At 44.5% G+C, this 21637-nt stretch carries 25 protein-coding genes; 17 read left to right on the forward strand and 8 right to left on the reverse strand.

The window, feature by feature from the left end:
* Window positions 1-51: 51 nt before the first annotated feature.
* From C942_RS11835 to C942_RS11865, 7 genes are all read right to left on the reverse strand, one after another.
* Window positions 52-438 carry a hypothetical protein gene (locus tag C942_RS11835; protein WP_007466010.1) on the reverse strand — a complete coding sequence of 129 codons (387 nt, stop codon included), beginning with the start codon at window positions 436-438 and terminating at the stop codon, window positions 52-54.
* A gap of 2 nt (window positions 439-440) precedes the next feature.
* Window positions 441-677: a hypothetical protein gene (locus C942_RS11840; RefSeq protein WP_007466012.1), complete on the reverse strand. Its 237-nt coding sequence runs from the start codon at window positions 675-677 to the stop codon at window positions 441-443.
* A complete protein-coding gene (locus C942_RS25350; protein WP_198287487.1) occupies window positions 674-1216 on the reverse strand; it encodes a hypothetical protein in 543 nt (180 codons plus the stop codon). Before C942_RS25350 ends, C942_RS11840 begins: the two co-directional genes overlap by 4 nt.
* Complete coding sequence (locus C942_RS11850) at window positions 1200-1820, reverse strand: hypothetical protein (RefSeq protein ID WP_007466019.1); 621 nt, start codon at window positions 1818-1820, stop codon at window positions 1200-1202. The genes C942_RS25350 and C942_RS11850 overlap by 17 nt, the downstream gene beginning before the upstream one ends.
* 29 nt (window positions 1821-1849) lie before the next feature.
* Entirely contained in the window at window positions 1850-2557 is a 708-nt protein-coding gene (locus tag C942_RS11855; protein WP_007466021.1) for an AAA family ATPase, read from the reverse strand.
* Window positions 2558-2619: 62 nt separating this feature from the next.
* The gene (locus C942_RS11860) at window positions 2620-4824 is read right to left on the reverse strand and encodes a DDE-type integrase/transposase/recombinase (protein WP_007466022.1); all 2205 of its coding nucleotides are present in this window, start codon (window positions 4822-4824) and stop codon (window positions 2620-2622) included.
* Window positions 4817-5047 (reverse strand): helix-turn-helix domain-containing protein, encoded by a 231-nt coding sequence (locus C942_RS11865; RefSeq protein ID WP_036799739.1) that lies wholly within the window; start codon window positions 5045-5047, stop codon window positions 4817-4819. The genes C942_RS11860 and C942_RS11865 overlap by 8 nt, the downstream gene beginning before the upstream one ends.
* 205 nt (window positions 5048-5252) lie before the next feature.
* Between C942_RS11865 and C942_RS11870 the strand changes: the two genes are divergently transcribed.
* The 17 genes from C942_RS11870 to C942_RS24675 all read left to right on the forward strand — a co-directional run bounded on the left by C942_RS11870 (window position 5253) and on the right by C942_RS24675 (window position 21249).
* Window positions 5253-6074 carry an XRE family transcriptional regulator gene (locus C942_RS11870; protein WP_007466025.1) on the forward strand — a complete coding sequence of 274 codons (822 nt, stop codon included), beginning with the start codon at window positions 5253-5255 and terminating at the stop codon, window positions 6072-6074.
* A 176-nt stretch (window positions 6075-6250) separates the two neighbouring features.
* A complete protein-coding gene (locus C942_RS11875) occupies window positions 6251-6715 on the forward strand; it encodes a DUF4136 domain-containing protein (protein WP_232428172.1) in 465 nt (154 codons plus the stop codon).
* A gap of 390 nt (window positions 6716-7105) precedes the next feature.
* The gene (locus tag C942_RS11880) at window positions 7106-7294 is read left to right on the forward strand and encodes a Flp family type IVb pilin (RefSeq protein WP_007466027.1); all 189 of its coding nucleotides are present in this window, start codon (window positions 7106-7108) and stop codon (window positions 7292-7294) included.
* 37 nt (window positions 7295-7331) lie between these two features.
* A complete protein-coding gene (locus tag C942_RS11885; RefSeq protein ID WP_036799743.1) occupies window positions 7332-7838 on the forward strand; it encodes an A24 family peptidase in 507 nt (168 codons plus the stop codon).
* A gap of 19 nt (window positions 7839-7857) precedes the next feature.
* Window positions 7858-9192 carry a DEAD/DEAH box helicase family protein gene (locus C942_RS11890; protein WP_007466028.1) on the forward strand — a complete coding sequence of 445 codons (1335 nt, stop codon included), beginning with the start codon at window positions 7858-7860 and terminating at the stop codon, window positions 9190-9192.
* On the forward strand, window positions 9179-9955 hold the full coding sequence (cpaB, locus tag C942_RS11895) for a Flp pilus assembly protein CpaB (RefSeq protein WP_007466029.1): 777 nt from the start codon (window positions 9179-9181) through the stop codon (window positions 9953-9955). The genes C942_RS11890 and cpaB overlap by 14 nt, the downstream gene beginning before the upstream one ends.
* A 19-nt stretch (window positions 9956-9974) precedes the next feature.
* A complete protein-coding gene (locus tag C942_RS11900) occupies window positions 9975-11504 on the forward strand; it encodes a type II and III secretion system protein family protein (RefSeq protein ID WP_007466031.1) in 1530 nt (509 codons plus the stop codon).
* 10 nt (window positions 11505-11514) lie between these two features.
* The gene (locus C942_RS11905) at window positions 11515-11769 is read left to right on the forward strand and encodes a hypothetical protein (RefSeq protein ID WP_007466033.1); all 255 of its coding nucleotides are present in this window, start codon (window positions 11515-11517) and stop codon (window positions 11767-11769) included.
* 39 nt (window positions 11770-11808) lie between these two features.
* On the forward strand, window positions 11809-13146 hold the full coding sequence (locus C942_RS11910; protein WP_007466034.1) for a VWA domain-containing protein: 1338 nt from the start codon (window positions 11809-11811) through the stop codon (window positions 13144-13146).
* Window positions 13146-13598: a TadE family protein gene (locus C942_RS11915; protein WP_007466036.1), complete on the forward strand. Its 453-nt coding sequence runs from the start codon at window positions 13146-13148 to the stop codon at window positions 13596-13598. The genes C942_RS11910 and C942_RS11915 overlap by 1 nt, the downstream gene beginning before the upstream one ends.
* Complete coding sequence (locus C942_RS11920; protein ID WP_007466037.1) at window positions 13598-14083, forward strand: TadE/TadG family type IV pilus assembly protein; 486 nt, start codon at window positions 13598-13600, stop codon at window positions 14081-14083. Before C942_RS11915 ends, C942_RS11920 begins: the two co-directional genes overlap by 1 nt.
* A gap of 7 nt (window positions 14084-14090) precedes the next feature.
* A complete protein-coding gene (locus C942_RS11925) occupies window positions 14091-15323 on the forward strand; it encodes an AAA family ATPase (RefSeq protein WP_007466039.1) in 1233 nt (410 codons plus the stop codon).
* 2 nt (window positions 15324-15325) lie between these two features.
* On the forward strand, window positions 15326-16687 hold the full coding sequence (locus C942_RS11930; RefSeq protein ID WP_007466040.1) for a CpaF family protein: 1362 nt from the start codon (window positions 15326-15328) through the stop codon (window positions 16685-16687).
* The gene (locus C942_RS11935; RefSeq protein ID WP_007466042.1) at window positions 16687-17658 is read left to right on the forward strand and encodes a type II secretion system F family protein; all 972 of its coding nucleotides are present in this window, start codon (window positions 16687-16689) and stop codon (window positions 17656-17658) included. The genes C942_RS11930 and C942_RS11935 overlap by 1 nt, the downstream gene beginning before the upstream one ends.
* A 1-nt stretch (window position 17659) precedes the next feature.
* Window positions 17660-18619: a type II secretion system F family protein gene (locus C942_RS11940; protein WP_007466044.1), complete on the forward strand. Its 960-nt coding sequence runs from the start codon at window positions 17660-17662 to the stop codon at window positions 18617-18619.
* 24 nt (window positions 18620-18643) lie between these two features.
* The gene (locus C942_RS11945) at window positions 18644-19741 is read left to right on the forward strand and encodes a tetratricopeptide repeat protein (protein ID WP_007466046.1); all 1098 of its coding nucleotides are present in this window, start codon (window positions 18644-18646) and stop codon (window positions 19739-19741) included.
* A 239-nt stretch (window positions 19742-19980) separates the two neighbouring features.
* Window positions 19981-21249: a GGDEF domain-containing protein gene (locus C942_RS24675; RefSeq protein ID WP_007466047.1), complete on the forward strand. Its 1269-nt coding sequence runs from the start codon at window positions 19981-19983 to the stop codon at window positions 21247-21249.
* Window positions 21250-21257: 8 nt separating this feature from the next.
* Here C942_RS24675 and C942_RS11955 read toward each other — a convergent pair.
* Window positions 21258-21637: integrase core domain-containing protein (locus C942_RS11955; RefSeq protein ID WP_007466049.1), on the reverse strand; the 380-nt coding region annotated here is incomplete at its 5' end.

Consider the following 21637-nt stretch of genomic DNA (forward strand, 5'->3'; position numbering starts at 1 on the left):
GAGGCTTTTCCCTAAGTGCTTTGATGATGCGTTCTGCTGTTGAGGCCATGGTTACACCTCCGCTTCTTCACGCAGTTTTTCCAGGGCCTCGGTTCTGAACGGGGTTTGCATCAGCTTTGCGGCAAATGTGTGGCTGGTTTTGTCTGGGAAGACTTGAGCTACAAAGCTGAGGGTTTTCTCGGGCTGGCATTTTTTGCATCGCCCTGCCCGATCGAGCGTCCAGCTTATTACCAGTACCCGGCAGCGTTTGCAGGGACAGAGCACCTGTTTGTTGCCTTGCAGGTGGTATTCCTTGTTGATGCGACGGATGAAGCCGCGCCTTTTTAGCTGGTTCAGGTAGAAGTAAATGGTTGACGGGGCCACACCCGGCAGGAGGTACAGCAGATCATCGGTGGTTAACGGTGCCTGTTTGAGCAGTTCGACGATTCGGATGTACATGATCAGGCCCTCCAGGTGATGAGGCAGCCACCTAATTTGGCAACATGCATCTGTTGGATAATGCCGTTGGATTTACAGGTGATTTGAAACCCCGGACAAAAGCTCTGCGGGCGTTCGATTTCTATTACCGGGCGAATATTGCCGATGCGTGTTGAGCGCACTTCCAAACCGTGTTTATTCAGGCGTCGGACAACGTTATTAATTAAACCGGCACGGTTAATGATGTTTCCTTTTGTCATTTTTCGCTCCTTGAATATTTTTTGCTCCACAATAGCTGGTTGTATCGTGTGGCTAATTTGGTGAGTTCGGTTTCAAGCAATGTGTTGTGCCGTGCTTTGTCTCCTTTGGCTTTTCGCCTGATACTGGCCAGGTTGTTTTCCAGGTCGTATTGCACGACTTCTTTTTTGGGTGGGCTGTCTTCAATTTGCCGGACTGTAATTTGGTTGCTTTTTACTGTTTGCTCTAGCTTTGAATGCCCACATCCACTTCGACATGCCCGGTAAAGCATCACCCGCTGAGGGTTGGTGGCCGCGAACTCCCGGTTTTGGTGAAAAAGGCACTTGTCGATCGTGATTTCTCCCAGTACCGGACAATGAACGGTTCTTTTTAAAAACGCGCTTTCAAACCGCTGGCGTAAGCTTTCCAGCCCGGATTCGCTCGGATATTTTCCGTTTACTACCTGATTAACCTTGGTTGGACTGACTCCGAGCTTATCTGCGACCTTTCTGTAAGAGGCTTTCTCACATTCTCGCCTGAGCGCATCAATCCACTCTGACATGCTCCCCCCTCTGGTTTACTTTGGGCTGCACCTGTTTCCCTTGATTCGAGCGGGATTTGTTTAAATCAAAAACTTCGTCGATATTGGGGTCGTAGACGGCTTTTTCGCGCATTCGCAAAATCGGCCTGTCTGGTCCGGTGTCTTTGATGAGCATGTAAACAGTCGAGTCGTTGGCTGTGGCTGATGTTTGCGGTGTTAAACACCGCAGGTAACCGGCTATGTTCAGCCACAGGACGTATTGCTGCGCGTAGGCACTTCTTACTTCGGCTCCTTGTGCGATGTCGGAAACTGAGAACTTCTTCAGCACTCGCATTGATCGCCAGCAGCGGTCGGCACACGTTAGTTTTTTCCGTCGGCTCAGGCGTTCCCCCACCTCGAACCCTGGGGTGAATTGAGGCGGGGTGTTTTGAACTAACTTAAACAGTGATGCTTTGCCTATTTTGTTTTTCACCACTACTGCAATGTTTTGTTTCACTAACGCCTTGGTGAAAGCGCGAACGACGGTGTAGTTAATGCCTGTGGATTTCACGACTTCCATGTTGGTAAATTGCTTTCGATGCTTTACAAACGCCCAGATTTCGGTGCGCTTTTCATTTGTGGACATTTCGATACTCCATTAATGACCTGCAAGGCTTAGCTAATCGTGCTGTTTTCATCGCCCCAGTGTTCACAGCCAATAACGGTTAAACCATCGACCTTTGCTTTACGCTCGATGTTTTCTAGCGCGATTGCACTTAGTCGGTAATTCCCTTTTGTTTCGATAAGGACTTTGCGCAGTAAGTCGTTTGAGACTTGGATGTTATTTTCGAAGCATTCTTCAACCATGATTTGCAGGTCGTTCAGGTCGGCAGGCTGAAACTCAAAGCGGTGTGAGATTCGGCTGTCGAGCTGTGGCAGCGTGGCAATCTTGCGGGCGATTTTGTCCATACCGACCAGAATGACGGTGGTGCCGGTCATGTCGTGGATATCCCTGAGTACATCCAGCAACTCAGGTTGGTCCATGTAGTAGTCGGCTTCATCGATAAAGACGATAAACTGCTCCATGCTGAGTGCATCGACGACTCGCTCATATTTGGCCATGCGGGATCTGGGGCGATCCCTGATGGATAGTTCCCGTAGCAGGCGATCGAGGAATGTTGTCGGCGTTTCTAGTTTGACCGCCCGGAGGTAGATACCATTGTCGATTGAATTTATGAGCTTCAGGGTGGCGAATGTTTTCCCCAGCCCTGGGCGTCCGTCCATCAAGCCGAATCCGGGAACGGCCGGAGAACGGTTGACTAATGCTTCAAATAAAACAGAGGCTTGGGCTACATTTCGGGTATAGGCAGTAATATGTTTCATGGTATATACTCCATTTCGTAAGTGTTATAGGGACTGCAATCCCTTCCTAAAAGCCAGTCGCGCTATCGGCTGGCTTTTTCTTCGCTTGAGCCGAGCATTTTTTCCATCATCTTTGCCTGGCTCGGGTTCTGTTTGCGGTAGTTTTCAAACCTGACGATTTCTTCATGACTCAGGCTGCGTAGCTGTTTTTGGCGGAACAGGTATTGAAATTCGTCGAACTCTGACCGAAATCTGGGGCCTTCGTTGATGACTTTCTGTGCTGCGTTCTGTTCTGCTATTTGCTCCGCTCTTCGGCGTTTGAATTCATCGTCACTAATGCCTTGCTTGGCCGGTGTATGCTGTGTGGCATCAACGGCCGCCTGGTAGCATTCACCGAGATCCGTTGTTGTCGGTTGCGGGAATGGCTCCACTCCCTGATTTTCACTGGCTCGGGCTTTGACGTAGTTGGTCATGGCTTCGTCAATGGAGACTTTCCTTGCTGCTCGGCGTAATTGCAGTGTTTGTTTCTTACGCTCTTCGTTCTGCAGTGCCTGAGCGGCTTTGGACAGTTCGGCAAGGGATATACTTGATCCGGCCATCTGTGGGTTTTCGGCTATGCAGATAAAGCCCATGTCTTTGCCTGTGAACACATACAGCCTGCCGATGTCTGTCGGGTCCCAGGAACAGAACACTTCTTCGCCAATGAACGGGCCGAGTTCCGGGGCAAAATAACTGATGCCTCCAACTAGGATTCCTACATCGTTGTTGACGGTTCTTACCCCCGCCGCCCTTCCTCCGCTTGCCGGTATCGGTGACAACAGCAGATCGAGCGCCCGTTCGTTTTCGATTTTCCGAATCAGGGTTCGTTGTTCATTCCATCGGTCAAACGGTGTGGTTTTTATCGTCCGGTGGTGGTCGTGCTCATAGGCATGGGTGATCCACTGGTCGATAATTTCCTGCAACTCTTTACTACTGAGGGATACTTCTATATCTGCTGAGCCTTTCTTGGTTATCCGGTCGGCAAAGCTGACTCGGTTGCGGATCTTTTCGCGCTCGGCGACGTTGTGGCCGCCATAACCGGGTAGCAATTTGCTGATGCCGTGTGACCAGGTTCGGAAGAATCGCTCTATATGGGATTTTTCGTTTCCGCTGAACGGGTTCGTTGTTGCTACATCGATGTTTAATGCACTCAGAACGGCGGTTACTCGCTTGGATTGATAGTCTTTACCGTTATCAATCTTGACCATTTCAGGTACACCAAACCTGAGCATGCCTTTTCTGAGCATCATGCAGATGCTTTCTGCACTTGATGTTTTGTGGACGATGACAATTACTCTTCGGCTGTAAACATCTATTGCGCCGATGATTGAGTGTCGTCCGTCAGTTAAGAGCACGTCCGATGGTGTGGAATCGAGTTCCCATAGCTGGTTGATGTGGGTTATCGATTCGGATGCATTCCCCCACGAGACTTTATTGCTTCCTTTGAACCGCTCGGGGTTCTTCCGGTGTGCCATTGCCAGCGGGTTCTGCAGTGCAAACTCTGTCATCCAGCGACGAACTGATGATTTCGATGGGATATTCCAGTCGTTCCCGCCGACATGGTTCTGCCCGGTGATCGCTTTGAGCAAGTTTGTCGCTTTTATGTCGGGGTCGTGGTACATCACACCAATACAGAAATCCCGTAGTGTCGGCTGCTGATCGATTAGGTGCTGTTTTACTGAGCTGTATTGGCCTCCTAATGCGGCTGCGCCCTTCTCTTCCAGTGTCTTTTGCCATCGGCGCGGTGAGTTCCAGGCGATTGAGTTAATTACGCTATAAATATCATTCGCGTATTCGATTTCGTGGTTGTTGTAGAGAACGGCAAAAGCTTTCTCTCCTTCCACTTTCTGATTACTGGCTATGTATGGTTTCAAATAGCTACGCCAGGACGACAGGATCGCCAGTTTGCATTCGGCCCGGAGCTTGGCTTTTCCAGTAAGTTGCATTAACTCTGCAGCGCCTGACTGACCGCTTTCACTCTGGTTTCTATCACTGAGTTGATTACCAAGGAGATTGCGGTCTGCAAGCGCTTTGCCTTTTACAAAGTGTGCAGAGGTTTTGGCTTTCTCTTTGGCCATCGCTTCAGCGATTTTTGCCCTGTATGTTTCGGGCAATGCGTTCAGGGCAAATCTTCTGGAGCGACCATCTATTCTGAATGGCCAACTTTCATTATTTGCTCTCTTCCTGACGGCTCTGTCTGTTACCCCGATGCTTTGCGCAATTTCCTGCGCAGTTAGCCAATCACTCATTGTCTTCACCTCCTACTAGATCGGTGCCTAGCGTTCTGGATAGCTCGGTCATGATTTGAATGGCTGTTTTTCGCTGGGGTTTTCGTCCTGTTTCTGGCGCAAACCATTGAACATACTTCTGAACTGTTCTTGGCTTATAACCGTGCTTTAACGCCCAAGAACGACAACTTTCGCCTTGGATCATCAACACTGCATGAATTTGCCTGGCAGTTTTTATTTCCATAATGGTTTACCGTGGTATCATTGCTAACGTACGCATTGAGTACGCTCCCTTAAGAAATTACGCACTGCGTAACTTCTTGATGAAATATAGTGCATATGAAGTTCCGGAACAACAGATTCCTACGGTTCCGCGCAGATTTTTGCGATCGACTGCGTAATTTTATGCTATGTCATTGTTTTAAATGAGTTAATAATAAGAAGGAACAATGAGAAAAGATGAATCCTTATTGGTTCCGTCAGATGAAACTGTTGACGGAACCTTTTCAGGGCGTTTAAAACACGTTATTGGTGCAAGAAGCTACAGAGAATTTGCGGACAGTATGGATGTTTCTGAAGGTACTGTGCGTAACTATTTGAAGGGTGGCAGTCCAAAACTCGATGTTCTGGAGAAAATCTGCAAAATTGAAGGCATTGACCTTAACTGGCTAATTGCAGGCGTTGGGCACGCTGTTAAACGTGACAACTCTATATCTTTTCCTATAGAAGCAGCTGAGCCTGGGTTTGAAAGCATCTCCGACTCAATGCCTGACAGCTCTGAGGTTCCTGATTCTGAAGTTCAGGAAGTCTCCTACCAGGTAATAGATAAACCCGAACTAGATGAAGAGTTCATCCTGGTCCCTGGTTACCACGCAAGAATACCAAGTAAATGCGGCAGTCTTGACCAGAGCGAGCATAAAGTTAAACGCTTCCTGGCGTTCAGAAGAAAATACCTTAACTATAAAAAGCTAGAACCATCAAAACTGGCCGTTGTTTTTGCAGCCGGTGATGCAATGGATGGTAATAAAGGCACTATTAAGGATAACGACACCCTATTGGTTGACCTGAACAGCAATCAGCCAATGGATGGTAAGATCTTTGTCGTAAGGCTTGGTGATGAAATTCACCCTCGACGCCTTCAAAAAGGCTTTGATGGTTCAATCACACTGATCTGTGATAATGAGGAATATTCGAAACAGATTATTCCGAAAGAATTGGTTAAAGACTTGGAGATTATCGGGCGGGTTGTTCACAGAGCAACGGATCTTTAAACGATCCATCTTGTTTTCGAAATCATGCGGAGCGTATTCTAAATGTTCCGCTATTTTTATCATTTCATGTGGAATCAGGCTTTCCGCTTAAACAGAGGTTAAACCCTTTATCTACAGGGCCTCACCCACGACTTCCCGCATCATCCCACTTGTTCCCATATTTACTAATCTATGTGGTGTTCTACATTCAGCTCGATTACAATCAGTTTAAAACTTACCAGTTCTCTGAAAATACCACTAATTCCGTCATAACATTAGATTCCGCACGAGTAGAAAAAGCCATTAAATTACAGCTTGATAGCAAAGGTATGAAGAAAACAGACAACAATGCCGACATCATTGTTCATCACTACATTCAGCAGCAATCTGACTTTCGTTCATATGGTACAACTGTCGGCTTTGGTTATCGCTATCGTCATGTCGGAATGGCTTACAGCAGTCCAAGTCAATTCAGAGAATACAGATATGGAAAACTGGTTGTAGAGCTGATTGAAAACACGAGTAATAACATTGTATGGAAAGCAATTTCACAACGTAAATTAACAGAAACAATGACCCCTGGTTCCAGAAATGAATTTATTGATGAGCAAATATCAGAAATGTTCAAAAGCTACCCGCCACCAAAATCAGCAACAAACTAAACAGAGTGCCTTACTTTATAATCAAAGCTTTTTCGAACATTAAATTATATTCAAACCCACCCGTAGTTCATATTGACATATAAATCAACACAAAGTATCAAACAGCCACCATATGTAAATTGTCTCAAAAATAAGAATCATAAGAAAATATCAGATAAAAAAGTGCTGTCCGTTATTGATTCCTGTCTTAATCTGAACCTCACCTCACCACTGTATAATAAAAGACACTTAATATACAGTTAGTTAGACAGCTATAACCTACAAAGAAAAATATAAATACAACCTTTTTATGATTGTTGGATTTTTTTTACCTATAGGCTACGTTTAAAGTGTCTTAGCAATAAGGCATTAATGAGGGGACTCATTACTTTCAATCAAGGAGTGTTTAGCATGAATAGCTTAAAAAATTATCTAATCGAATTTTGTCGTGATGAAGAAGGCTTGACTACCGTGGAGTATGCCATTGCAGGCTCGCTTGTTGCAGCTACTCTTGTAACGGCTTTTACAAACCTCGGCACAGCAATCAAGACAGAAATTAACGATATTATTACAGCACTTGGTGGCACCGTAGCACCATAAGCATACAGTTTATAATCATTTTAAAATGAGTATAGCCATGAATATAATCGTTATAGCGATAATAATGTACGCTGCCATACATGATCTTAGAGATTGCAAAATCCCTAATTTAGCAGTAGTCAGCATTATTATTATTGGCCTGACACAATCAGCCATGGTATCTCTCGATTTGTATTCAGGTTATTCCATTTCGTTTTCTGATTCATGCCTTGGTTTTATTACAGGGCTTATTATCTGTATATTCCTTCATGCTGTGGGATTATTTGGCGCCGGAGATGCTAAATTATTAGCATCTCTTGGCACCATTATTGGCTTCCCTAATATTATATTATTAATCGCACTAGCAATATTTACTGCTGGTTTATTATCAATATTAAGATTAGCCTGCTACGGCGAATTTAAAGATTTATGTCTACGTTGGTTTAATGTCATCTTCTACAAAAATTACCAGTCACCTGAAACCGGTTCTATTGCACTAAGCGCTATACCTATGGGCGGAGCGATATTACTCGCCACTATGTTCTGTCACTTTTATTTGCTCTAATTCATTCTGAGGAATCATCATGTCAACTATCGCCTCCTCTATAACTGAACATGGCAATCAGCCCATAAATATTACCAGTAAGCCCAGAACGTTGGAGCAAACCGGTATCCCGACTCGCGTTATTGAATCCCTGCTTATAAAGCACTTATCACAAGCTACAGATCTTGACCTGATCAGCCTGTCACAAAAAATGGGCTTACCCGGAAATCTAGTTGAACAACTGCTACAAAAGCAAAAAAGTGAAGCATTAATTGAGGTTCGTACTGATGGCCGTTTTGGCAACGCCATGCGCTTTGGCCTTACCCAAAAAGGCATGATCCATGCCCAACATGAGTTGATGAGAGACGGCTACCTCGGCCCGACCCCAATTTCTATCAATACTTACCGAGAGCTAATTGTCAGCCAGTCATCTAAAAATGAATCTGTCACTCCGGAAATATTGCGTGAAGGATTAAATGATCTAATCCTTCCGGAAAATATCGTGGGTCAAGTAGGTCCGGCACTGAATTCTGGCAGAGCCATTTTTATCTATGGCCTTCCCGGTACAGGTAAAACATATATATCTCGCCGCTTAGTCCGGTTATTTCAGTCGAATGTATTTATTCCTTACGCTGTATGTATCGGCAATCAGGTATTACAGGTTTTTGACCCCATCATCCATAATCCAATCAAAAGTAAGGTACAGCAGTCACTGCGATTAGATGATGGTTATGATGATCGACTTGTACTTTGCTCCCGTCCTGAAGTCGTTGTCGGAGGTGAACTGACATCTGAAATGCTCGAGGTAAGCGTTGACCCGACATTTCGAATCAATCGTGCGCCACTACAAATGAAAGCCAACAATGGTATTTTGCTGATTGATGACCTTGGCCGTCAAAAAGTCGCAGTCGATGCCATCCTTAACCGTTGGATCATTCCGCTTGAAGAGCGCATAGACTACCTGTCGATGGCATCAGGTGAGCATTTTGATATCCCCTTTGAGCAAGTGCTGGTTTTTTCATCCAATATCCACCCGGCCAAACTTGCAGACGACGCTTTCTTACGCCGAATCGGATACAAAATTAATTTCGGCCCTATTTCACAGGAAGATTACACCACTCTCTGGCACCAGGAGTGTGAGAAGCATGGCCTGACAACATCCGGTGACGGTGTTCCTTTCGTAATTAATCAGCTTCATAAAGTTCATAACATACCACTGCTTCCCTGCTACCCGCGAGACTTAGTGGCCATGTGCAGCAACCAAATCAGCTTTTATCAGCACCCTCCTCTGATTAACCCTGAGTTAATCGAGACCGTTTGGGGCTGCTATTTCGTCGACCATGACCAGGCAGGAGGAACTCATGGCGAAAGGTAAACTATTTCTGATGCTATTTGTGTCAATTTTGATGGGTACCGGCGCTTTGTTATTGGCTAATAACTGGATCCAGAAAAAGCAGGCAATTCTTACCACACAAACCACTGCTGATCCGGAAGTGATTGAAGTGGTCAAAGAAGAGCCTCGCGTTGCCAGGGTGATAGCTCAACAAAATATCCCACTGGGCACCAGACTTGAGTCCAAGCATGTCACCATTGAGTACTATCCTGAAGAACTGGTGGCAGATAAGGGTTACAGCAACCCGTCTCAGGTGCTAGGCATGCTGACCAAAAATGAGCTCTTTCAGGGCGATATCCTTCGCCAGGAGCGGCTTGCTCTACCAGGAGAAGGGACAACACTGGCCGCTTTGATTTCTCCAAACATGCGTGCGGTAACCATTCGAGTTAATGATGTAATCGGTGTAGCCGGCTTCCTGCTGCCCGGAGATTATGTCGATGTCATTTATGCGCAAGAAAAAGTCGGTCGGGCTCGCACCGTACTGAAGAAAATCAAGATCCTTGCGGTTGACCAGACCGCACGGACTGATGATTCAAAACCAATCATTGTCCGGGCCGTGACACTGGAACTGACCCCCAAGCAGGCCGAAGCTCTGATTTCTTCGAAAGCTAAAGGTGAATTACAGCTGTCATTGCGAAATCCGAATGACTTGGATGAAAAGCCAAAACGTGTTTACCGGCGGACAACGGAATCAGTCACCGTCATTAAAGGCACAGATACAAGCCGTGTCAGTGTAAGGATTTAAATAGCAGGGAGTAAATGACATGGAAGGACAACCAATGAAAACTGTCAGTCAAAATTGGTTACTGGTCATTTCGATATTTCTGGCGAGCATTGTATTTAGTGCCTACAGCTTTGCTGCACGAACTCAAAGTGTTGCTGTACCACAAAACAAATCTCGACTGGTCGAAATCCCCGGTAGCGCGAAAAAAATCTCGGTAGGTAATCCGGAAGTTGCCGATATTCTGATTCTGCGTTCAAACAAAATTTATGTGCTTGGCAAAAAGCTTGGCACCACCAACGTAATTGTGTGGGATTCCCGAGATCGTTTAATCACAGTGCTTGATGTAGAGGTGACACACGACCTGAATGCATTGAAAGCAAAACTGTATGAGTTCATGCCAAATGAAAAAATTTCTGTCTATACCAGCCAGAGTAAGCTTGCCCTGAGTGGTGAAGTCAGCAGTGCAGAAAAAATAGCGACAGCGGTTGAAATCGCCAACACCTTCACTACGGAAAAAGAAGGCGACGAAAAAGGCATCATCAACCTGATGAAAGTCAGCGGCTCACACCAGATTATGCTGGAAGTCACAGTCGCAGAAGTTCAGCGCTCTCTGGTGCGTGAATTTGATTCTAAGTTCATCTTTACCCGCAACGGCAATAACTGGACCTGGGGTGGCGTTAACGGGGGCGCCAGCTTCCCGGATGCTGTCGCTACCGACGGAAGCCGCTTCCCGATTTTCAACCCTGGCAATGGCGCAGTTATAGGGCCGGTTGTTGATGAAATTGCTCCTAACCCGCTGAATATTGATGACAACGGCCTGTTTGCCAGCTATCTGAGTGGCGATACATTATTCACCGCGGCATTCAATATTGCCAAAACCAATGGTCTGGCCAAAGTTCTGGCCGAGCCGACCTTAACCTCATTAAGCGGTGAGCAGGCTGAGTTCATCTCTGGTGGTGAATTCCCAATCCCGGTACCAAACGACGATAACGTTACCATTGAGTTCAAAGAATTTGGTGTTGGTTTGAAGTTTTTACCAACCGTTGTTTCTAACGACAGCATTAATCTGGCCCTGAACATCGAGGTTAGTGAAATTGCCAATCAGAATGCGGTAACTCTGACCCCATCAGGTACAGGTTCTCAGTTCTTTATCCCGTCATTAACCAAGCGAGGCGCAAAAACAACTGTTGAGCTTGGTAACGGACAAACCATTGGTATTGCTGGCTTACTAAATGAAAACATCACAGATGTTGTCGACAAACTGCCGGGTCTTGGTGACCTGCCAATCATCGGCCAGCTGTTTCGCAGTCAGGCATTCCGTAAAGGTGAAACAGAGCTCATCATTTTAGTTACGCCTCGTCTTGCCAAGCCTATTCGCCGACAGGACATTTCATTACCAACAGATAACTTTGTTGAACCCAATGACTGGGAGTATTACCTGCTTGGTCGAATGAGTGAACTGAAACAGAAAGAAATTTCGCCAAACAACTACTCTCAGACCGTTTCCAGTACTCCGGCGACCTTATCACCAAATTCTGGTTCAGAAGGTCAATTTGGCCATAGTTTATAGGAGGTAACCAATGATTAAGTCGACTCTTATCCTGTGCTTAGGCCTTCTGGTAAATACCGTTGCTTTCGCCGCAGAAGTTCAACTAGGCAATAGTGTTAACCAGCTGATTCGTATGCAAACTGTTGATCCGCTTGCTGAAAATCGAGTACCGACAGGCTCTCCTTCCTTTAGCGGTAAGAAAGCCGAGAAATCTATTAATACAGAGCAAAAAGGCATTAAGTCAGAAAAAGTCAAAGAGAAGAGAATCATCGTCAATAACAAATAACGACTAATAAACACTAAGCAACGGAAGGCGGAGGTAAAAATGGCAATTCAGCACAGAATGTCTTCATCATTGAAAGCACAAAAAGGTGTTGTCATTGTCTTTGCAACTTTGACAATGGCCGTCATTGTTGGAGCAGGTGCGCTGGCGCTGGATATTGGCAACTTAACGTTATCCAAAGGCAAGCTTCAGAACCTGGCCGACTCCGCCGCGCTCAGTGCAGCAAAAACGATCGACCTTGGTGGTGATCAAACAGAAGCAATCGCCGCAGGGAAACAAACGATCACAGATAATTTGCAGCTGGATGGATTCAATGCCATCACCGTCAGTGATAGCAATATCACTGTAGAGTTTTCTGAAACTCTACCATTCGATACCAGTACAGCGACAGCAACATCGCAATATGTACGGGTACGAATTGAAAATATTGATATTCCAAACTTCCTTATTAGCGTATTTAACGTTGATCTCAACACGCGCTCTTCAGCCGTTGCCGGCCCGAGTACGAGTGTTGAGCGAGCCTGTAACATTACCCCGCTCAGTATCTGTGAAGGAGACAGTAGCAGCACTGTTTCTGGCTACAGCGCCAACAGCTTACATGTGTTGAAGGCATCTTCATCAACTGACTCCAATATCGGATCCGGTAACTTTCAGCCGGTAGCGCTTACCGACAGCGAAGGTAACCAAATGTCTGGCGCCAACACTTATAAGGATGCTCTTGCTGGCAGCTTTGATGCCTGTCTAAACGTCATTGAGGACGAACCTATATCAACAGAACCGGGCAACATGGTTGGCCCATCGTTGGGAGTAGATACCCGTTTTGGTATCTACAAAGGGGACATGAAAAAAGACTCCCACTTATATCCGGCAGATATCGATTCAAACTATGCATCTGATTATGTCCAGGTCGCAACCGAAGTTCAGGTTGATGCTGATGGAAATACGGTGATGGATGCTGATGGCAATCCGGTTAACAAATACGTGCCGAACAAGTCCTATTCGGCCATGCATAACTACAGCAAGTACATGTACAACTATGCTGATATCGATTATGAGTCCTGCCTTGCGTCTTCATCTTGCCAGAGCGAAGGCTACTACCGCCGGGTAATAACAGTTCCGATCCTGAAATGTGATCAGGCAACAAAATCCGGTGGTCGCATGGATATTCCACTCAAAGGGCTGGCCTGCTTTTATCTGGTACAACCTATGAGTGTGACCGAGCATGAAGACGATAACGGTGGTGGTGGTGATGGTTCATGGCTGATTGGTGAATTCATCTCTGAATGCCGTATAAATGCCGGTAATCCGGGCCTGGATCCGGATGAAAACGGACCTTACAAAATCGTCTTATTCAAAGACCCGGACAGTGAGGATTCGTGATGAAGAATTCATCTATTAACTTTCACCAGGGGCTGGCAATGGTTGAATTCACCATATTATTGCCACTGATGTTATTAGTTCTGTTAGCCACAATGGAGCTTGGCCGAGCCTTTTATACGTACACATCGCTCGAAAAATCAACCCGCGATAGTGCCCGTTACCTGTCTGGAGCCATAGTCAAAGGTTCAACAGGTACCTACACCCTTTTACAAACTGATATTGATAATGCCAGCAACCTTGCAGTCTATGGCACCATCTCGGGAGGAACTGACCCACGTCTCCCGTCTATGGCAACAAGCCAGGTCAGTATCACCCTTAACAATAATCATGTTCTGATTGAAATTATCTACCCCTATCAACCTGCACTTGCTCAGATACCAGATCTGCTGAATCAGGGAGCCATCTCTCTGAATTTCAATATGACATCGAGTTATTCCATGAGGGTGTTGTAATGAAAGAGCTGTTACTGAAAAAACAGAAAGGCACAACAGTAATTGAATTTACGATTGTTGCCTCCTTATTCTTTCTGCTCATCTTCGCGATTATCGAATTTGGCAGGCTCTTATTTACCTGGCATGTACTGAATGAAACCAGCCGTCGAGTTGCAAGGCTGGCAAGTGTATGTCAGGTAACAGAGACTGAGCGTGCTGATACGCTGCTGGCAGGTATTGTCGGCAATGTAACACTACCCAATTTCGCAGCTGAGAATATTCAGGTTCGCTATCTGAATGAGTTTGGCGCGGAGGTGCCTACTCCCCTGACAACAACCAGTAACTTCGTTCAAATTGAGTTCGTTGAAGCCAGCATCATTAATTATCAAATTGATTTAACAGTACCTTTTGCCACTTTCGGGCTGAATTTCACAGCCCCTCAGTTTACAACACTGTTACCTCGCGAGAGCTTGGGTGTAACAAGAACCGGTTTCACTGATTGTTGAGGTAACTATGAACAGTATCAGTACTCTCTCTATTCACGACAAAACTGCATCCAAACAGCCGCTGGCAACATTTATTGATGGCTGGATAGTCAGCGATGACGTTGCTTTTATTAATCCGTTTGAGGCCTATATCAGCCAGTGGCCTAACACCAGGTTTAAACCTTTCGATGAGCCTGCATTCCATAGTCAATTGAATAATAAAGAAAACCTGACCTTCCCTGATATGATCATCATAGATGGCAAAATCGACTGGGTGAATGCGGCAGAACTGATAAAAGACATTCTTGGTAATAATACACAAATCATCCTGCTGACAGAGAACTCAGATACCCAAGTATTAAGACACGCTCTGAAAACAGGTATCAAAGATGTGCTCACTATTCCTTTTGACGAGGAGGAGCTGGATCAACTGCTTTATGACTGTGCTGAAGAAAAAAGGAACAGTCGAAACCAAGGGCAAGTCAGCGTCTTTCTTAACGCCAAAGGCGGCATGGGCGCAACAATTATTGCAACTACTGTCGCCCATTTGATTGCACTGGAACAATCAACCAGCTCAGTATTGATTGATACCGATGCGCAATTTGGCTGCACTTCAAATTTGTTATCAACACAACCGAACTATCTGCTGAATGAAGCATTAGCTCAGGTTGATGAAATTGATGAGTTTGCCCTTAACGGCATGCTGACCAAGCACGAATCAGGACTAAAGTTTATCACCAGCCGTTCTACTGATCTGGTCGACACTCTACCTGAATTTAAGGCAACCGCATTTAACCGTTTTCTACTTCAGGTTAGGAATAATTTCGACCATGTCATTATCGACCTTTCAAGAGGGCTTGAAAACGCAACTCTTCCCGCCATTGCCGAAGCCAACAACATATTTATTGTTGTTCAACAATGTATCCCGGCGATCCGTGAAGCAGCGATCCTAATCAAACAACTTAAGCATTTACTCGGCATCAACCAGCAGAACATAAAAGTAATTGTTAACCGCTATACAAAAAATAGCGAAATCAAACCGGAAGAGATCCAAAAATCATTACATGTCGATGAATTAATTCTGATACCCAATGATTATCAGTCAGTCAACTCATCCACTAACCTCGGAGAGCTGCTTGCAACTCATTACGATAAGAAACCTATCGTGAGCAAGCTGAAAGAAACGTCTGATTTAATAATGAATAAAACGCATGAAGAAGCTCATGGATTGAAACGCTTCTTCTCATTCTTAAGGAGTTAGCTATGTTTTTAAAGAAAAATACCTCACTCACAAAAACAAATACGAACACGGTCGAGAATGGCCATGATCAGGCTAACTTTCAAAACGGACATATAAATGCAGAGCGACAGATCAAAAAACAGTTGCTCGACTCAATATTTAATTCATTAGATTTATCACTTTTGGAAACGCTTCCAGAGGAACAAGCCAGGGAACAAATTTCAGAAACAGCTGCCCTACTGCTTCTTGAAAAAGACGTACCGCTGAATGCAGAAAGCCGAAAAAGAGTGATTGAAGAAATCGGTGATGAAATCCTCGGCCTTGGCCCTCTAGAGCCTTTGCTAAAAGACAAAAGCATCTCAGATATTCTTGTAAACGCACATAATCAGATTTACGTAGAACGTAAAGGTAAGCTGGAAATAACAGACGCTTCATTTCGCGATGACAGCCATTTACTCAATGTCATAGACAGAATTGTCTCTCAGGTAGGCCGACGCATTGATGAGGGCTCACCTATGGTTGATGCCCGACTAAAAGACGGGTCACGAGTGAATGCTATTATTCCACCATTGGCCATTGATGGCCCTTCTCTCTCAATTCGTCGTTTTGCCGTTGAGCGATTGCAAATGGACCAACTCCTTGATTACGGCACATTAAATGCCGAAATGGCTCATTTTCTTGAAGCAATAGTTCAGGGCCGCCTGAATATCCTCATTTCAGGAGGAACCGGCTCAGGCAAAACGACAACCCTCAATGTTTGTTCCGGCTATATACCGAAAAATGAACGAATCATCACTATCGAAGACTCGGCAGAACTTCAGCTTCAACAACCGCATGTCGTTCGCCTGGAAACCCGCCCACCAAATATTGAAGGACGCGGAGCGATTACACAGCGTGAGCTTGTAATTAACTCATTGCGTATGCGCCCGGATCGTATTGTTGTTGGTGAGGTTCGAGGTGCAGAAGCTGTCGATATGCTGGCTGCAATGAACACAGGTCACGACGGTTCAATGACGACCATTCACGCCAACACACCGCGAGATGCCCTCGGGCGAATTGAGAACATGTTTGCAATGGCCGGATGGAATATGCCCATCAAAAATGTTCGGGCACAGATTGCATCAGCACTCAACGTCGTCGTTCAGCTTCGTCGAATGGAAGACGGTAAACGTCGCATTACCAGCATTGTTGAAATAAACAACATGGAAGGTGATGTAATCACTATGACCGAACTCTTCAAGTTTCAGCGAACCGGCATTGATGAAGAAGGTAATGTCACCGGTCAGTACCTTTCTACAGGGAACGTACCATCATTCATGGAAGCATTTAAACATCTGGGTATTGATCTTCCCTACACTTACTTTACTGCACCAGGAGGCCTGTGATGGACCAAAACCTCCAACTCTACCTGCTGATATTATTTATCGCAGTGGTCATCATTTCTCAGACCCTATTGATATCAGCAACTGGTACGCGTGCCAAACGCTCGCGCTTGCTGAAAAACCAGCTTAATCTGATTGCAGAATCGGGAAATGCACAGCAGCAGTCATTACTCAGAAAGCGTTATCTCGACAAACTGTCTAAAACAGAGCAATGGCTTGAAACCACAGCGTTAGGTGAATACCTGGGTGAGAAACTGTCTCTGGCAGGCCTCGAGTTGAAAGCCTACAAAGTGGTAATTTGGTTAATCCTCGGCATGCTGGCTTCAAGCCTGGCCGTATTATTTTTCACCCGAAATATTCAAATGGCTCTGCTTACCCCATTAGCCGTTCTGATTGCTTTCAGTCTCTTCCTCAGACAAAAAGCAGAAAAACGGCTGAGTCAGTTTGAAGAACAGTTTGTTGAAGCATTAGACGTAATGAAGCGGGCTTTGCTTGTCGGCTATCCTTTTACAGAAGTGATGAAAACAGTCAGTGAGCAAATGCCGCCGCCAATATCCACTGAGTTCGGAAAGACATTTATCGAGCTTAACTATGGCGTCGACCTAAAAATTGCACTATCCAATCTGGCACACCGTAATCCATCTGTAAGCGTTCTGGCATTTAACAGCGCCGTCATTATTCAAAAAGAAACTGGTGGTAACCTCGCAGAAACACTAGAAAAGTTGTCCAGTGTTATTCGCGGAAGATTCCGGCTAATGCGTAAAGTAAAAACCCTGTCAGCCGAAGGACGCATGTCCGCCTGGATTCTAATGATGGTTCCTTTTGTTCTGTTTCTGATTCTTTATCTTAGCAATCCCGACTACATCACTCCTTTGATTAACTCAGAACGAGGTTCAACCATTTTATCAATAACAGGCTTCAGTATGTTTGCGGGACTTCTGTGGATACGAAAAATACTACGTATTGAGGTGTGATATGGACTACATCATCACTCTATTAAACGGCATCGTTGAAAATGAAACCTATGCAAAATGGCTGTTTCTCGCTTTTGCTTTTTTCAGTGCTGCCGCACTAACAATTAGCGCCGAGATCCTCTTTACTAACTTTTTTAATCCGATAAAGAAAAAATTACACAACATCTCGGGTAACAATAAGGATATCAATACAGCTGAAGCCAGTCAGCTTGATAAAACTCTCGAATCAATTGAAAAATATGTCACACCTAATTCTGTTAGAGAAAAACATAACACCAGACATTTACTAATGCATGCTGGTTACGAGAAAGAAAGTAGCCTTACCACTTTTTATGCAATAAAAATTGTTTTGGTAATTATTGCCCTGTTTACTTCACTCATCACAACACTTTTCTTCCCTGAACTGAGTTCACAAAGTGTCATTATCTACACTTTAATGGCAATGGCTTTTGCTTCTTTTCTCCCCAATATTATTCTAAATCGCATGGCTGAAAAGCGAATCAAGGCCCTTAGAAATGCATTCCCGGATGCACTTGACTTGCTGGTTGTGTCTTCTGAAGCCGGTTTAGGCTTTCTCGCCGCGCTAAACCGTGTATCGACAGAAATAGGCCCAGTATCCCCCTCCCTTAGCCATGAACTGCAGCTTATCGGCCAAAAAGTCAGGGTCGGTATTCCGATGCACACTGCACTTAATCAATTTATTGAAAGAACTGGACTAATCGAACTTCAGGGTCTAATCAGTATTATCAACCAGTCGGTAAAACTGGGTTCAAGTATGGGCGACACATTAAGGGAGTATGCTGAAGAATTTCGTGATCGTCGCATGCAAAAAGCCGAAGAAGAAGCAGCCAAAATAGGAACCAAGATGATTTTTCCACTGGTTACCTGTATCTGGCCTGGCTTTTTTACTATTGCCGTCGGCCCGGCAGTCATTGCAGTGTTAGATGCCTTCGGGAAATAAAACTAAGACAGAGGGACCTAAATTATGATGCGCTCAATCCCCGCTACAAAGAAAATAACAGCAACCAGTCTCTTTGCTTTATCGCTGCTCCTGACAGGGTGTGCCTCAAGCGAAGACAGCGCCAAAGATAACAGCATTGACTTCGAACATGAGCTTTATAACGGTAAACCTACTTTGAGCCTGTCGAATGAGTTTCCTCCTGAAACACCCCAGGAAGCCATTGTTCGCGGAGACCGTGCATACCTCGCCAATGATTCAGATCTAGCGCTTTATGAATATATCCGAGCGCTGGGCTTTCCTTCCCAGGAAAATGCCGATCAGGCCTACTACAAAATAGGCTACATCCACCAGCAACGAAAAAACTATGATTTGGCCAAGTTGGCCTATTCACGAGCAGCTCTCATTGATAAAGAAAATATCCAATATGCCGCTTCAATCGGCATTGTAGAGTTAAAGATGGGTGAACAAGACAATGCACGTAAGCAACTTTTACGGGCTGTCAGTATGGATCAGGTACGTCAGGGAAATAAAACCTATGACCCGGACAAAGACACGTTTGCCCGTGATCTTACCGTTGATGAACTTTCCCCGCTTAACGCCTACATCGGCCTCGGAATACTTGCAGATCTTGATGCGAGGCATTCTGATGCTCAACAGATCTATCAAGCCTGCCTGAGAGTAGACGGCAAAAGCCAAAAAGCACTTACAAATCTCGGCTACTCTTATTACCTCAGCGGAAACCTGCGCCAGGCAGAAGTAATTAACCGCAGAGCGTCAACACTCTACCCTGATAACCAAAGGGCATGGTCAAACTTGGGGCTAACTTATATTAAAGCTAAACGTTACGATGATGCTAACGACGCATTTTCACGCATCATGCCACAAGAGAAAGCGTTAAACGATATCGGGTATTTCGCCATGCTTGCTGGCGATTATGAGGCAGCCATTAATTACCTTGAACAGGCAATAAATGCTAGCCCAACCTACTACGCAAAAGCATATCAAAACCTTAAAAGAGCGAAGAAACTACAGATCTCAGCTCCACCAGTCAAACTTACAAATAAGCGGGATGCAGAACAAACCCAGGCTACGGTTTACACTATTACCGATACAGACCACTAAACACACATAGAATAAAAGCCTGATGATTTTCATCAGGCTTTTATATAAAACCAATCCTTTAACGCCAAAAACATCGTTTACTCACTCTATTTTTATTTAACTTTAGTATTTAGCCCTGGAATCACTATAAGTTTTAATTAAGTTGTCTTCAGTTCAAAGCCGAACCCTTAATTCTTGTATTCTCCTCATCTTGAATTATTCTTTATAGTAAACAATAGTATGAAACGCGGCGCATTATCGTGCTAACACTACAAACTTTAAAATATAAAGTCCTGCTACTCTTACCCCTAATCCTTATTGCTTTTTTTGCAATATCTGCTAACGAGTGGATTTCACCATATTGTGTTACTTATCATAACATTGTCATTTCTCTTCCCTATATTTTGCTTACTGTCGCAACAATATTCGGTCAGGCGATAAAGCAAACTACAAGTTGCCTCACGTCCTTACTCTTGCTTGGCTGTTATTTTATCATTCAAACAAAGCTACAGACTCCACTGGCAATTGGTTCTAACTGGCTAATATTCATGCTTACTTTCATATTATTGCCAATTAATCTATTGCTTTCGCTATCAATGTCAAACAAATCACTTTTTTCCAGAAGACAATTAATATTCCTTTTGAATGTAGGGTTACAACTGTATACATGTTCATATTTAGTCAATTACATTGAACAAAACAGCCACAACTTTGAAAAAAACAGATATTTTGAATCGATAACAGACTTTTCTCCTCTTCCTTTACCTGTCATATATTTTTACTTCGCACTTATACTTTTATGTGTGTTTTTCATAGGTAAACGAAAAAAAGTCTCTGATGTTTCAGTTTTCACCTCTCTTCTCTTCTCCGCGCTGACCTCAACCTTTTTTCATCTCAGTTATATATCATCAATTCTTTTCTCACTCGCTTCATGTTTCATTATTCTGAACCTTATATTCTGTAGCCGCGAATTAGCATTTGATGACCCATTAACTCAACTCCCGAGCAGAAGAGCACTTGAAGATGATTTGAAGAATACAGGCAGTAAATTCACTATTGCCATGCTGGATATCGACCACTTCAAAAAATTCAATGACACATACGGGCATAACACTGGTGATAACGTATTAAAACTGGTGGCAGAACTAATGCGAACAGTGAGAGGAAATGCCCGGATATATCGCTACGGTGGTGAAGAGTTCACGATTTTGTTCAACGGAAAGACAGCTCATGACTGTACTGAGTACTTAGATGAACTGAGGAAGAAAATCGCCAATTATAAGCTGATTCTCAGAGATTATGAAAAACGTCCAGAGAATGAAGATGCTGGTGTTACCCAACGTTCTAATACCCAGAATCAGCCTTCAGTAACTGTAACCGTCAGTATAGGTATTGCTGATAACTGCAAACTTGATGATCCAATTGATGTTATGAAAGCCGCAGATAGAGCGTTATATAAAGCAAAAGATCTTGGCAGAAACCGGATTAGTGTTAATACCAGCAAGGTGTCTAGTCCTAAAATAGGTTGACGCTTTTTTTATGAAGCCAGTAGGTAATCCCTGCTGGCTTTTTCATGCACTTCACTCGGGGTTTTCATTCCCAAGCTCATATGCGGCCTTAAGTCGTTATATATTGATATCGACTCTTTCACTAACTCCATGAGCTCCTTCATCGTATTGCATTGATAGAGCAGGAACTCATTCTTTAGGATCCCGTTAACCCGTTCTGCAAGGGCGTTTTGATAACAGTCATAACCATCCGTCATTGAAGGGGTCATGCCGTTGGCATTTAACTTTTCCTGATATTCTGACGAACAGTACTGTAGTCCTCTGTCTGAGTGATGGATGGTGGCAGCATTGGTTCGGCGGTTCATGATTGTCATGTCTAACGCCTTTACCACATCACTGGCCTTCATTT

The organism is Photobacterium marinum (assembly GCF_000331515.1).
Lineage (GTDB): Bacteria > Pseudomonadota > Gammaproteobacteria > Enterobacterales > Vibrionaceae > Photobacterium > Photobacterium marinum.